Raw genomic sequence first — 13,515 nt, forward strand, 5'->3', positions numbered from 1 at the left:
ATGAATATCGACGAACTCCTTCGGTATGCGGCGAAGTACGGCGCATCTGACCTTCACATTACTGCGGGCAATCCGCCGATAATCAGGGTCAACGGCAGACTCAAAAAAATTCCCGGACCAGCACTGACGGCAGAGGATGCCCAGATGCTGGTCTACTCTATTTTATCGGACGAACAGCGTGAGGCGGTCCAGCGCAAACGGGAACTGGACCTTTCTTATACTTGGGGTGAAGCTTCCCAGCACTTAGCCCCGGAGGCGGTAACCCTTGATTACATCAGTCCGGAGCGGGTCCGGGCGCGGGTGAATGTGTTTCTTGATTTAGGTGGGGTTGGGGCAGCATTTCGCATCATTCCGGCAAAAATCCGCACCCTCGAAGAGCTACCGGCGCCGCCTTCGGTGGCGGAGCTGACCCGGAGCCATTCCGGGCTGGTTCTGGTAACCGGTCCTACGGGCTGTGGTAAGTCGACCACGCTGGCAAGTATGATTGACCTGATTGACCAGGAAAGGGCGGTGCGGATAATTACGATTGAAGACCCGATTGAGTACATCTTTCAGCCGCGGAACTGCCTTATCAGCCAGCGTGAGATTGGTACCCATTCGCGGTCATTTGCCGCGGCGCTGCGTGCCTGTCTGCGGGAAGACCCGGATGTGATTCTCGTCGGCGAGATGCGGGACCTGGAAACGATCAGTCTGGCGCTCACCGCTGCGGAAACGGGCCATTTAGTACTCTCTACGCTTCACACCAACAGTGTTGCTGAAACCGTGGACCGGGTGATTGATGTTTTTCCCGCGGACCAGCAGGAATATGTGCGGCAGATTTTTGCCAATGTGATTCGCGGTATCATCTCCCAGACTTTGTTGCCCCGGAAAGATGGTAGAGGACGGGTAGCCGCGATGGAGGTTCTGGTTGCAACGCCGGCGGTGAAAAACCTTATCCGGGAGGCGAAGACCCACCAGATACCGTCCTTGGTGCAAACCGGCTCACAGTACGGTATGCAGACAATGGACCAGTGTTTAGAGTCGCTGGTGGCGAACGGACTTATTGCTTCGGAAGTTGCCTACGCGAGAGCCACCGACAAAAAACTGTTTACCCCTCCTGCCAGTCCTGTTTCGCCGCCCGGTCCAAAAGGTCAGTGACCTATTTATTAGCGCTGATTCTCGGGCTGGTTTTCGGCAGTTTTTTTAATGTCTGCATCTGGCGCATACCACGCGGTGAATCAATCAATTATCCACCTTCGCACTGTCCGCGTTGTGGTAAACGCATCCGGTTTTACGACAACATACCGATTCTCAGTTTTTTGATTCTCCGGGGGCGCTGCCGGGACTGTGGCCAACCAATTTCGATTCGCTATCCGCTGATTGAACTGTTAACCGGACTTTTTTTCCTTTTTACAGTTATCCGATTTGGATTTCACTGGGCGGTCTTACGTCCCCTTATTCTGGTCGGCTTTCTCATCGTTCTCGCGGGCATTGATATTGACCATAAGATTCTGCCCTTTCGGCTGTCGCTCGCCGGTCTGATTCTGGGGTTAATTACGGCAATTTTCCCGGTATTTCAGTCTGGCATTGCGAAGGCGATCTGGGGTGGGTTAATCGGTGCGATGTTTGTCCTTTTTGGCTGGGCGCTCTGGCGGTTTGTACTGGCAAAGCCGTTTCAGAGTCTTGGGGTAAAAAGGAGAGAAGGAATGGGCTGGGGTGATTTGCCTTTTGCCGCAATGATTGGTGTGTTTGTTGGACCAAAAGGTATGGCAGTGGCACTGGCGATAGCGGTGGTGAGCGGTGTAATCGCCGGCATTGTTAGCCGCATCTCAGGCAGAACAAAGGCTGGTGCAGAAGTGCCGTTTGGGCCATTTTTAGCCCTGGGCGGTTTGGTAGGATTGTACTGGGGTGAGATGCTGTTTAACCTTTACCTGCGGGCGATGGGCATATAACAGTTAATAGTGAATTAATAAAGCCGGGGAGGTGAACTGCTGCCTCCCCGGCTGTTTTTATTCTTTAGCCAAGCTACTGGCGGATGACAAACTCAACACGGCGGTTGAGCTGTCTGCCTTCGTCGGTGTCGTTGGAGGCGATAGGTCGGGATTCACCATACCCTTTCGCGGTCAGTCGTTTCGGGTCAATACCACCGTACTGCACCAGGAAGTTCATCACTGAGTAGGCGCGCTTCTCAGAGAGAATCTGGTTTGCCTTATCCGAGCCGATGTTGTCGGTGTGTCCCTGAATTTCCACGAGGATGTCCGGGTTATCCTTCATAATCTGGGCGGCTTCCATCAGTGCCGGATACGATTCGGTGCGCAGTGTCGCCTTGCCAAACTCAAAGTAGACACCCTTCAGGGTCAGGACCATACCCTTGGCGACCAGTTCAAAGGTCCGGGTGGTGGTTTCGCCTTTGTTTATTGCAAAACTGCTGGTTTGAGGCAGATAGCCCGGAACTTCCACCTTTACCTCATAGGAGCCAACAGGCAGTTCCATCTGATATTCGCCGGTTGTTGCATCGGTCGTAAATGAGGGCCGTTCACCCTGCGTGAATGAGATGGTGGCGGTCAATGGTGCACCGGTCTGTTTGTCCACAACCTTGACTTTGAACACACCTTTCATTTCCAGTGAGGAGAGGGCAATGTTCAGTTTGGTAACACCGCCATCTTCAACTTCGACCGCCCGTTCCTCCGGGAAGTAGCCCTCTTTTTCTACCCGGACTACAACCAGCCCGGCCGGTACATTGTCGGAACGGAAAAATCCGGTTGTCGGGTTTGATGTTACCGGTGGAACGGTGGTGGCGACAAATGAGACGGTTGCCTCAAGCGGTTTGCCGTTGTAAGCGTCCGACACCCTGCCGGCAACGGTGCCATAAGGCACAAGCGGCTTCAGTTTGAAGGTGTATGTGGCATAGCCCTTATCCGGGATGACAAGGGGAACCGCTTCCGGAATGTAGCCTTCTTTTGACGCTTCAACTACGACCACACCCGCGGGTAGCTTCTCCAAAAAGAAGGTGCCATTTTCCGGGTCGGTTTTAAGTGTTGGCAGCCGGCGTTTGATGAATCGGACCTTTGCCTCAAGTGGCATACCAGAACGGGCGTCCTCAACTTTGCCGACCAGCCTGCCCCAGGGCTTTTCCGGCGGCTTGGGAAATGGCGAGACAAAACTGATTCCGAAAATACCTTCGTAATCAGGAACCGCATCGGTTAAACCCAGTTCAATACCGCCGTTCAGGTGCAAAACGCCCATCTTAATCCGGACACCAGGTGTGATTCGGGCACGCGGTGTGTAATCCTTGCCCAGGAGTGCGGAAAATCCGGCGCTGGCGTCCGCTTCTGATGTTGCCTCAACAAACAGGTCAATGGCGTTGCTCGCCATTTCAATGCCGATGCCGGCAAAGTTCTCCTTTTCGCCCGTCAGGGTCTGGCCATAGTTAAACATCAGCGTGGGCAGAGTTTTGTGCAGCTCCCAGAAGCGTAACGAGAGCAGTGCGCGCCAGGAGTTTTTATCGGATGCGAGCCGGTCAAGGAATCCGTCGGTTTCCTTAAAGTTGTAGGTGCTCTTGGGCATTACCCAGGTACCGAGCGCGGCGACCTTAACCACCGGCAGGTACGGGAATGACAGTTTCGCACCGAGAATCTGGCCCTGCCAGTCGTAGAAAAGGGCGTTGGGGTTGGTGCGGAAGTCAACAACACCGACCAGAGAACCGAACAGTTCGCAGAACGGGAAGGGCGCATAGTTCATTTCCATCCCATAGAGCGGTCCCCGGTACAGGGTGACATTTTCTCCAAGGTTGGCGCGGCTGAACATCCAGCGGGTGGCAAAAACCAGGGCGCCATCCTCTTCAACCCGGGCGTCCTGCACACGGAAAAGACCACGACCACCACCGAGCGCGGGGTCAGCATACAAACCGGTGAGGAAAACTGTTACAATCAGGAGTAGTGACAGGACAACCTTTTTCATATACTTCCTCCTCTATTTAGTGCTTATATTTTGCGGAGGAGTTCCTTTTTACCCCTCCGTTCCGTAAGTGTCATATACAAAATAATATACAATAATAATGCACTGTCAATTATTTCGTTTTCTTGACAATTAGATGGAATCTCCTATGGTTAAGTGGACTTATGAAAGAAACGCAAAAGAAAAACCGGCTGGTTTCTACGGTGCTAATTGGACTCTTGCTTATCGGGCTTATCACAGTTTTTTTATTTTTTGGACGCTATTTTGCAAGATACTTTCGCAGTCCCGAGGAGCTGCGGCTGTTAGTAAAAAACTGGGGGGTGTGGGCGCCCTTAGGCATTGTGATTCTACAACTGATTCAGATTGTGTTTGCGCCCCTGCCCGGGAATTTAATGGCGTTTGTCGGCGGGTATGCTTTAGGGTTCTGGCCCACAATTGTCTGGCTGATTGTTGGGGTGCTGGCGGGTTCTGCTGTTGCCTTTTCTATTGCGCGATTTTCCGGTCGACATCTGTTGAAGATGTTTGTCCGCTCGGATGCTCTCGCAAGATTTGACTCCCTGATTGTGCGCCGGGGTGTTTTCTACATATTTTTATTGCTTTTAGTGCCCAATCCGCTTGGCGACTGGGTTTACTATCTGGCGGGTTTGACCAGAATTCCGCTGCTCTTTTTTCTTTTACTGGTTTTTATCGCCCGGCTTCCGAGTAACATCCTTGAGTGCTGGGTTGGTGCCCGTGCGGTTGGGTTCGGATTTCGAGAGTGGGCGATTTTAATACTCATCGCCCTGATATTTACCGCACTCTACCTTACAAACCAGAAACGGATTGAGAAACTTCTCCAGAGGCTGGCGGAAAAAGGTCACAATAAAAACGGGTCGGGAAGTTGATTTTTCTGCCTGATGAACCGATTTCCCTTCTATTGCTTTTACCCTGATTAACAGGCACTACCGCTGACACCGCTGAACTATAAAGGCTAATATGTTAGCGTGCCAGGAGTAAGTGGTTGTGCTAATGATAAGCCAGGGCTTCTGCATATAACTATCTGAGTTTACATCGGATAGGGTAGTGGATAGCGTTCAGCAGGTGAATCTTCAAGTAAATTGAGGAACGACTCCGGGAACCGCTCCCGGAGCGGTTTACCAAACGCCTACCGGTGGGGTAACAGGGGATATGGTGTAATGACAACAAGTTACTGATTTAGAGGCGGTTAACATTACAGAAGATGTCGGAATAGGGCCTACATAACTGTTAACGATAACGGTGTGCCCTAAACAATTTAACATATCTCTTATTATATGGTTAGACCGCAGAACACAACATTTCGCTTGACAGGAGAGAGAGAGAGTTTATTATAATTTGCCCGCTGCCGGAAAAGATACCGGCAGTGAAAGGAGTATGAGATGGCAGGTTTCAAGAGCCTTGTGATTGCGATTCTGGCAATCACAATAATGGGTGTGGGCAGCGCATTTGCAGATGATAACCAAGACCCAAACGGGCTGTGGCTCTATACAACATATCTCGGGCTTAATCCTGCAAACCGGTGCTCAGTTGTGGCATACATAAGAGATATTACGACAAGTGAACCGGCACAGCGCTACACAGTTGGCAACACTGGTCCAGGAGGCTTGACCGATTATCCGCCCTATTACAATCTGTGTATATTTAGACAGTCGGGTGGCTATTACATTCCCTGTGACTCAAGATACCGATGGCGTTTTTACGCTAAGCGTCAGGACCAACTTACACAGCAATGGTACTATAGTGACTGGAGTAAAGAGATGGAGTATTCACCACAACATCCGTTCGACTCCGACGTCTTAAACATCCACCGGACATCACCACCGGACCCGATTCCGCCCTATTACACGCAAGAGTAAAGAGAAGATATGAGGAACGGGGAGCAGAGGACATTAACGGTTTTTGGTTTTCTGCTCCCCTTTTTCTTGGCAAATCTTGTTTATGCCCAGGTGTGGATTAGGACCTATGATGGTCCGGCACGAGGGATGGACAATTCGTATGCCCTCTGTCTTGACCCGCAGGGAAATGTCCTGGTTACCGGCTATGTCACTATTTCCCACAATGGTGACACCATCCCCAATTACTGTACAATTAAGTACGACCCCGATGGTGCTCTGCAATGGGTAAGGTTTTTTGATTCCGGCTTTGGTCTGGCGATTACCACCGATTCCTGCGGTAATGTGTATGTAACCGGTGATAGGGTAACAATAAAATACTACCCAAATGGCAATTGTGCCTGGGTCAGAACCTATGGAGAATATTTCTGGGGTAGCGACCTAATTGTTGACCCGCAGGGAAATGTCTATGTAACTGGTTATGTGGATGTTGCCGTGCCGATTTGGCAGTATCCGGTTACGATAAAATACAACCCCCGGGGCGACCAGGAATGGGTTAGAGTTGATTCCAGTAGCACCGGCTGGACCGCCAGCATCGCCCTTGACACCGCGGGCAATGTTTATGTTGCCGGTTATAATTGGCTGTACCTTCCAGATTCATCAGTAGTATATCGATTTCTGATGATGAAATATGCGCCGGATGGCAGTCTGCTCTGGCGGGTATGTGAAGATTCAATTAACGGTGCGATTAACAAACTTAAACTTTCATTACAGGGTGATGGGTTGTATGTAACCGGTAACCTTATTGATAATATTGGGCCATATGTGGCGGTAACGGCTAAATACAATCTTAACGGTGAACGGCAATGGGTCAGGTTTTTTGATGGTCCGGGCTATGATGACGGGCAGAACCTTACAGTTGACCGGGATGATAACTGCTATGTAGCGGTGGGAACCGCGGAGAGGCCCGGGATGGTTACCTATTTTGACATCGTCTTAATAAAATATGCTCCAGATGGGACGGTAGTATATGAGAAAAGGTATACTGGCTATGGTTGGGATGAGTATCCCTTTGCCATTAGCCTTGATTCCAGTAACTGTTGCTATGTAGGTGGGTACAGCGGTTCTCCCAGAAGCAATACCGATTGGGGAACGGATTACACCCTGCTTAAATACGACCCGTTTGGCAACCTCATCTGGGAGGCGCGTTACTGTGGAGACGATTCACTTGATGCGTGGCTTTATGACCTGAAAATTGACAATCAGGGTTACATCTACACAACCGGGTTTGTTGGCACTGGTACCGTTGACAGTTTTGACTACGACTGGTGTGTGATGAAATATCCCCCAACCGGACCGGGCATTGCTGAATCAAGCGAGAAAAAGCCCGGTTCTTTGGGTGTTATCCTCTATCCCAATCCTGCTCAAACCTCATTTACGGTCAAAAGTTCCTTTTCATTTGACCGGATTTTTTTGTACGATGTTGCCGGGAAGTTGGTAAAGACCTATAATACAGGTGGTAATGTAAAAACCGTTATTCTGCAACTTGATGGAATAAGGTCAGGAGTGTATTTCGCCCAGGTGGGTGACCAAACCGAGAAATTAATCGTTAACAGATAGTACCCCAAGTTAATCAGGAAGATACAAAAGAAGACCGCGCGCGGTTTTATCCTGTTGACAGTTGAAGATAACCATTTATTCTACATAGGACAATGTTGAAGAAGGTCTTGGTTGCCAATCGGGGCGAGATTGCCCTGCGGATTATGCGGGCTTGTGCCGACTTCGGGATAAAGAGTGTTGTTGTTTATTCTGAGGCAGACCGGGAGGCGTTGCCGGTTATGGTTGCTGAGGAGAAGATGTGCATCGGTCCGGCAGCGGCAAGCAGTTCTTATCTTAACTTTTCCCGCGTGTTATCGGTTGCCCTGGTGAAAGGTTGCGATGCGGTCCATCCCGGTTATGGGTTTCTTTCGGAAAACGCCGATTTTGCCGAGGCGGTGGTCGCTTCGGGTTTGATTTTTATCGGGCCGCAACCGGAGACGATTCGACTCTTAGGTGATAAGGTGATGGCACGGCAGCGCATGAAGGAGGCAGGGGTGCCGGTTGTGCCCGGTTCAGATGGGGCTCTGGATAACTTCCGTTCTGCGGTTAAACTGGCAAAGGAGATTGGGTTTCCGGTTCTGCTCAAGGCGGCAGCGGGTGGTGGTGGTAAAGGTATGCGGGTTATCAACGATGAAGGCGAGATGGAGATGGGCTGGAATCTGTGTCAGGCTGAGGCGCGCAGCTCTTTTGGCGATGACCGTCTGTATCTGGAAAAGTACATCACCAATGCCCGACACATTGAAGTCCAGATTCTTGCCGATGGCAGGGGCAATTGTATCAGTCTGGGCGAAAGGGACTGTTCTGCCCAGCGCCGGCACCAGAAGTTGTTAGAGGAGAGTCCGGCACCAGGGATTACGCCCGAGTTGAGAAAGAAACTGGGTGATTGGGCAAAAAGGGCAGCACAGGCGGCGGGTTATGTGAGCGCGGGAACGGTTGAGTTCATCTGCGATGAGGCGGGGAACTGTTACTTTATGGAGATGAACGCCCGGCTGCAGGTTGAGCACCCGGTAACAGAGATGGTTACCGGCGTTGACATTGTCGTAGAGCAGTTGAAGGTTGCGGGTGGTGAAGCACTGGAAGTGAAGGAGCAGCAAGATTGGCCCAGGGGGCACGCGATTGAGTGCCGGATTTATGCCGAAGACCCGGATGACGATTTTAGACCTTCGCCCGGATTGATCACCGACCTTGTTTTACCGGGCGGTCCTGGTGTTAGGGTTGACAGTTATCTGTATCCGGGTTATCAGGTGCCGCCGTTTTATGACCCGCTCGTCGCCAAAATCATTGTCTGGGGTCGGGACCGGGATGAAGCGGTGCGACGGATGGAGCGGGCGCTGGCGGAGACAACAATTGGTGGGATTGCGACGACAATTGAATTTCATCGCCGGCTTTTGTCAAGCCCACAGTTTCGCAAGGGTAATTTGACAACAACATTGCTGGACGATGTTTGGTAGGTGAGTTGTTCCGTACCACCGCAGGCTAATATAATAATATTAGTAAGGTTAATTACAGCGCTATGTAAGAACTGTCAGTTTGCGAAGATGGTTCTTGACCATAATTTGGGGTTTTCTATAATAAAGGACAATGTCTGAAGAGAATCATTCCAATTTTCCACCCCGTTATGACCCGAAACCGGTTGAGGAGAAGTGGTACCGGTTCTGGGAGGAGAACGGGTTCTTTACCGCCAATCCCGATTCGCCCAAGCCTAAGTTTTCGATTGTGATTCCACCGCCCAATGTGACCGGTTCTTTGCATATGGGTCACGCCCTGGACAACACTTTGCCCGATATTCTGATTCGGCGAAAAAAGATGCAGGGTTTTGAAACACTCTGGTTACCGGGTACCGACCATGCGGGCATTGGTACGCAGGTAAAGGTTGAGCAGATGCTGGCAAAGGAGGGAAAGAACCGGTTTGACCTGGGACGAGAGGAGTTTCTACGCCGCGCCTGGGAGTGGAAGGAGAGGTACGGCAATGAGATTGTAAAGCAGTTGCGGCGCCTGGGGTGCTGTCTGGACTGGAGCCGGTTTCGGTTTACCCTTGACGAGGTTTGTGCCCGGGCGGTGCGCGAGGCTTTTGTTCGTTATTATGAAAGAGGGTTAATCTACCGGGGTTTGCGGATTGTTAACTGGTGCCCGCGCTGCCGGACTGCACTCTCGGATTTAGAGGTGAAGTATCAGGAGGAAAAGAGCCAGTTGTGGTACATCCGTTATCCGTTTGCTGATGGTACGGGTGGTGTGGTGGTTGCCACGACCCGACCGGAGACGATGCTCGGTGATACCGCGGTTGCGGTCAATCCGGAAGACAAGCGTTATCAGGCGGTAGTGGGTAAGATGTTACGGCTGCCTTTAACCGAGCGACTGATTCCGATTGTCGCAGATGAGGCGGTGGAGATGGATTTTGGCACCGGGGCGGTGAAGGTGACACCAGCGCACGACCCGGTTGACTTTGAAATCGGAGAACGGCATCGCCTGGAGCGGCTCAAGGTGATTGATGATGACGGTAAAATGACGACATTGGTGCCGACGCAGTATCAGGGGATGACACGGGAGGAGTGCCGGCGCGCGGTAGTGGATGACCTTAAGGCGCAGGGGCTTCTTGAGAAGATTGAGGATTATGAGCATTCGGTTGGGACCTGTGACCGATGCGGGACCGCAATTGAGCCACTGGCGAGTGAACAGTGGTTTGTCAAAATGAAGCCGCTTGCGGAACCGGCAATCAGGGTCGTGGAAGAGGGTAAGGTCCGTTTTTATCCCGAGCGGTGGAATAAGGTTTATCTTGACTGGATGCGTAATGTTAAGGACTGGTGCATTTCCCGGCAGTTGTGGTGGGGACACCGGATTCCGGTCTGGTACTGTGATTGCGGTAAGGTTATCGTTGCAAGGCAGGACCCGGTTGAATGTCCGGACTGCCACAGTAAGAGTTTGCGCCAGGATGAGGATGTGCTCGACACCTGGTTTTCTTCTGCCCTCTGGCCCTTTGCAACGATGGGCTGGCCCGAAGAGACGATTGATTATCGGACATTCTTCCCTACAGACTTTTTGACCACCGACCCGGATATCATCTTTCGCTGGGAGGCGCGGATGATTTTTTCCAGTCTGGAGTTTACGGGCCGTATACCGTTTGTTGATGTTTATATTCACTCGACCGTTTTAGACAAAAACGGTGCCCGGATGAGCCGTTCCAAGGGGGTAGGTGTTGACCCGCTGGAGATTATTGAACATTACGGCACCGATGCCTGTCGTTTTACCATCGCCTATCTTGAGAGCCAGTCCCAGAGTTACCGGTTGTGGAATGAGCGGTTTGAACTGGGCAGGAATTTTGCCAATAAGGTGTGGAATGCGTGCCGGTTAGTAGCACCACATATTACCGGCAGCAGCAGGGACTTCCCGGACCCGAACGCACTGACTGCGCTGGACCACTGGATAGTGATGCGGTTCAACGAAACCCTGGAGCGGGTGGATAAGGGCATAGACAGTTACACATTTTCAACTGTTGCTCAGGCGCTTTACGACTTTTTCTGGCATGACCTGTGTGACTGGTATCTGGAGTTTGCCAAGCGCCGCTTGAAGTCCGGGGACGAAACGGTTAAGGCGGTTCTTTACTACCTCTTTCGCGGGTCGTTACAGCTTTTGCACCCGATTATGCCTTTCATTACCGAGGAGTTGTGGCACCGACTGGAGATGGGCGGCAGGTCAATTCTCGAGTCGTCCTGGCCCAGACCACTGCCAGCAAAATCGGACAAGGTCAGGCTGGTGGAACGGATGCGGGATGTGATTGGTGGTATCCGGCAGGTGCGGGCGGAGATGCGGGTGCCGGCAAAGAGTACAGTAGAGTGCATCGTGAATACCGGTGATGAGGAGCTGGCAAACTTTCTCAAGGAGCAGGAGTTGTTAATCTGTGAACTGGCAAAGGTACGGGCAGTGAATATTGGCTCAGTGCGGCCCAGTGGGTCAGCGGTGATTGTGTTTTCCGATTGTGAAGTTTATTTGCCGCTGGCAGAAGTGATAAATATTGAAAAGGAACTGGAGCGGTTAAGGCGCGAGGATGAGGAGCTCAAAAGATTAATCGATGAGATTGACCGGCGGCTAAACAACCCCGATTTCCTGGAGCGGGCAAAGAATGAGGTCATCGAACGGGAGCAGATGCGCCGGCAGGAGTTTGCCGCGCGACGGGAACGGCTGAAGAAATTGCTGGAGGGGTAACAAAATGAAGGGGTTATTTTCCAGTCTGGGCTGGATTATGTTTCTGGCGCTGGCGGTTCTGGTTTTACTTTTTTACAATATAAGTTATCTGCCCAAGCAAGAGCGAATTGTGCGGTTGCAACAGGAAATCAATATGTGGACGCAACAGATAACCGAACTTACCGACAGTCTGGAACGCTTGAATAGCGCCCGAGATACCACTCTTAATCGGACTTACCGGTTTGATGAGCTGTTTGTTAGCGGGGAAAGTCTGGTATTGTCGGTTCAGGGTAAGTTGCTTTTGCGCGAGGTTGCGCCCCAGTTGAAGGCGCTGAATGTTAAATTTGATGTCATCGGGCACACCGATGGCGCAAAGCCGCCAATTAATTTGCCCTATCGGACAAACTGGGAGTACTCGGCTGCGGCGGCAGCCGCAGTTGCCAATGAACTGGTGAACCTTGGAATTCCAGCCGGTCAAATTATGGTCTGCGGTGCCGGTGATTCCCGGCCGCTTGTTAAAAAGGGTTCAGCAGATGCGATTTTGTTAAATCGCCGGGTGGAGATTGCGGTCCGAAGCCAATGACCGCTGCCATTGCGCTGATTTTGCTTGTCGGGTCACCCGATTCGGTTCTGTCTCCGGGTGCTGATTCCATTTTGCGAACAGTTCCGTCAAAGTCACCAGGTAGAGCGGTGCTATACTCTTTTCTGATTCCAGGGGGTGGTCAGATTTACACCCGCAATTACTGGAAGGCGGTGCTAATCGCTCCGGCAGAGATAGTGCTCGGTTATCTTTCTTATTCGGAACATATGAAGGCAAGAGATGCCTTTGCCCGGCAGGATACCGTTGCCTATCTCAAGTACCGGGACCAGAGGAACACCTTTCTCTGGTGGACCGGCGCGGTGGTCGCATTTTCAATGGCGGACGCTTATGTATCGGCGCAGATGTTTGGTTTTGACCAGGAGATGCGATTGAGCGCGGGCTGGGGGCATATAGGTATCCAACTGGCATTGTGGTGATGGGTAATCTTTTAGCAGCGGCAGGCAGGTTTGACACAAACTGGCTGGTTTCAACTGCGTTGAGTAGTTCATGTTTAACAGATGGCGCAAATGTTCCTATTACCGCATGGGGTATCGCTTACTGCCACGGCAACAGGCTCGAGTCGCTGCGCGTGCACCGGGCTCGAGAGATGGCTAATGAGTTTACCCGTTTGGCCGAGATAAAAACCGATATGTTAGGGTTTTATCTCCACGAGCATAGTGAGTTGCCGAGTCCGCGTCTTGTCCAGCCTTTTTTTCGTCGGGAGGCAGGGTTAAACTGGGCATTCTGCCATATGGGCACGATAAGGCATCCAGAACGATTGATACACCCGGCGCGTGCGCCTGATGGACCGGACCCGAGTGAACTTTTCTTTATGTACTTCCTTGACCATTTCAAGGCAGACCAGCCCATAGAGTCGATTCAGGCGATGTTAACGCAACTTACTGAAGAGCCAGAACTTTCGTGCGTAATGATGTCTCCGGATATGATGATTGTCGCACATTGGGTAAAAGAGGGCGAAGGGCACAGTTTCAAGTTATGGCAGGGTAAAGGCGAACTTGTACGGATATTTACCTCTTTGCCATCTTTTGAAATTCCGGGTGTAGAGTGGAATGAGGTGGCAAATCATTCAGTTACGGTAATTTTCCGGGAGCGACGGGCGATTGGTTAGCGGTTAAAAGAGAAAACCCTCAGGCTGCCGGGGGAGATTCTGCCTGAGGGTTTCTCTCCACCCCCTGCCTAACTGCGCCCCTCAATTGTTCCGGTTATAAATATACATCTTTTGTGCCGGCGCTATTTATGAGTATGCAGCGGTTTACTGATATTGAAATGCGACGGTTAAAGGACTGAAGGTAAAAGTTGAGTTTTAGAGGGCAACCGCGACAGCACTAAACTTTTGGTAAGGGCAATGGT

At 51.4% G+C, this 13,515-nt stretch carries 11 protein-coding genes; 10 read left to right on the forward strand and 1 reads right to left on the reverse strand.

The features are described 5' to 3' along the window. Both HPY86_05430 and HPY86_05435 read left to right on the forward strand, forming a co-directional pair. Positions 1-1,137 (forward strand): type IV pilus twitching motility protein PilT, encoded by a 1,137-nt coding sequence (locus tag HPY86_05430; GenBank protein NPV14355.1) that lies wholly within the window; start codon positions 1-3, stop codon positions 1,135-1,137. Further along, positions 1,134-1,931, forward strand: a complete 798-nt coding sequence (locus tag HPY86_05435; GenBank protein NPV14356.1) for a prepilin peptidase — start codon at positions 1,134-1,136, stop codon at positions 1,929-1,931. Before HPY86_05430 ends, HPY86_05435 begins: the two co-directional genes overlap by 4 nt. Positions 1,932-2,004: 73 nt before the next feature. Here the strand turns inward: HPY86_05435 and HPY86_05440 are convergent, their stop codons facing one another. Next, on the reverse strand, positions 2,005-3,939 hold the full coding sequence (locus HPY86_05440) for an OmpA family protein (protein NPV14357.1): 1,935 nt from the start codon (positions 3,937-3,939) through the stop codon (positions 2,005-2,007). Positions 3,940-4,100: 161 nt separating this feature from the next. Between HPY86_05440 and HPY86_05445 the strand changes: the two genes are divergently transcribed. From HPY86_05445 to HPY86_05480, 8 genes are all read left to right on the forward strand, one after another. Then, complete coding sequence (locus HPY86_05445; GenBank protein ID NPV14358.1) at positions 4,101-4,820, forward strand: TVP38/TMEM64 family protein; 720 nt, start codon at positions 4,101-4,103, stop codon at positions 4,818-4,820. A gap of 513 nt (positions 4,821-5,333) precedes the next feature. Continuing rightward, positions 5,334-5,810 carry a hypothetical protein gene (locus HPY86_05450; protein ID NPV14359.1) on the forward strand — a complete coding sequence of 159 codons (477 nt, stop codon included), beginning with the start codon at positions 5,334-5,336 and terminating at the stop codon, positions 5,808-5,810. A gap of 9 nt (positions 5,811-5,819) precedes the next feature. Then, positions 5,820-7,406: a T9SS type A sorting domain-containing protein gene (locus HPY86_05455; GenBank protein ID NPV14360.1), complete on the forward strand. Its 1,587-nt coding sequence runs from the start codon at positions 5,820-5,822 to the stop codon at positions 7,404-7,406. A gap of 92 nt (positions 7,407-7,498) precedes the next feature. After that, the gene (accC, locus tag HPY86_05460; protein NPV14361.1) at positions 7,499-8,836 is read left to right on the forward strand and encodes an acetyl-CoA carboxylase biotin carboxylase subunit; all 1,338 of its coding nucleotides are present in this window, start codon (positions 7,499-7,501) and stop codon (positions 8,834-8,836) included. A gap of 130 nt (positions 8,837-8,966) precedes the next feature. Next, positions 8,967-11,585 carry a valine--tRNA ligase gene (locus HPY86_05465; protein ID NPV14362.1) on the forward strand — a complete coding sequence of 873 codons (2,619 nt, stop codon included), beginning with the start codon at positions 8,967-8,969 and terminating at the stop codon, positions 11,583-11,585. 4 nt (positions 11,586-11,589) lie between these two features. Then, complete coding sequence (locus HPY86_05470) at positions 11,590-12,147, forward strand: OmpA family protein (protein ID NPV14363.1); 558 nt, start codon at positions 11,590-11,592, stop codon at positions 12,145-12,147. Further along, complete coding sequence (locus HPY86_05475) at positions 12,144-12,581, forward strand: hypothetical protein (protein ID NPV14364.1); 438 nt, start codon at positions 12,144-12,146, stop codon at positions 12,579-12,581. Before HPY86_05470 ends, HPY86_05475 begins: the two co-directional genes overlap by 4 nt. After that, positions 12,581-13,273 carry a hypothetical protein gene (locus HPY86_05480; GenBank protein NPV14365.1) on the forward strand — a complete coding sequence of 231 codons (693 nt, stop codon included), beginning with the start codon at positions 12,581-12,583 and terminating at the stop codon, positions 13,271-13,273. Before HPY86_05475 ends, HPY86_05480 begins: the two co-directional genes overlap by 1 nt. Positions 13,274-13,515 lie beyond the last annotated feature (242 nt).

It is taken from the genome of candidate division WOR-3 bacterium, assembly GCA_013177935.1.
Taxonomy (GTDB): Bacteria; Hydrothermota; Tepidihabitantia; order Tepidihabitantales; family Tepidihabitantaceae; genus Tepidihabitans.

Coding starts and splice junctions, on each gene's coding strand:
- accC (NPV14361.1), top strand. CDS start 7,499: ATGTTGAAGAAGGTCTTGGTTGCCAATCGGGGCGAGATTGCCCTGCGG.
- HPY86_05440 (NPV14357.1), bottom strand. CDS start 3,939: ATGAAAAAGGTTGTCCTGTCACTACTCCTGATTGTAACAGTTTTCCTC.
- HPY86_05430 (NPV14355.1), top strand. CDS start 1: ATGAATATCGACGAACTCCTTCGGTATGCGGCGAAGTACGGCGCATCT.
- HPY86_05480 (NPV14365.1), top strand. CDS start 12,581: ATGGGTAATCTTTTAGCAGCGGCAGGCAGGTTTGACACAAACTGGCTG.
- HPY86_05475 (NPV14364.1), top strand. CDS start 12,144: ATGACCGCTGCCATTGCGCTGATTTTGCTTGTCGGGTCACCCGATTCG.
- HPY86_05455 (NPV14360.1), top strand. CDS start 5,820: ATGAGGAACGGGGAGCAGAGGACATTAACGGTTTTTGGTTTTCTGCTC.
- HPY86_05470 (NPV14363.1), top strand. CDS start 11,590: ATGAAGGGGTTATTTTCCAGTCTGGGCTGGATTATGTTTCTGGCGCTG.
- HPY86_05450 (NPV14359.1), top strand. CDS start 5,334: ATGGCAGGTTTCAAGAGCCTTGTGATTGCGATTCTGGCAATCACAATA.
- HPY86_05445 (NPV14358.1), top strand. CDS start 4,101: ATGAAAGAAACGCAAAAGAAAAACCGGCTGGTTTCTACGGTGCTAATT.
- HPY86_05465 (NPV14362.1), top strand. CDS start 8,967: ATGTCTGAAGAGAATCATTCCAATTTTCCACCCCGTTATGACCCGAAA.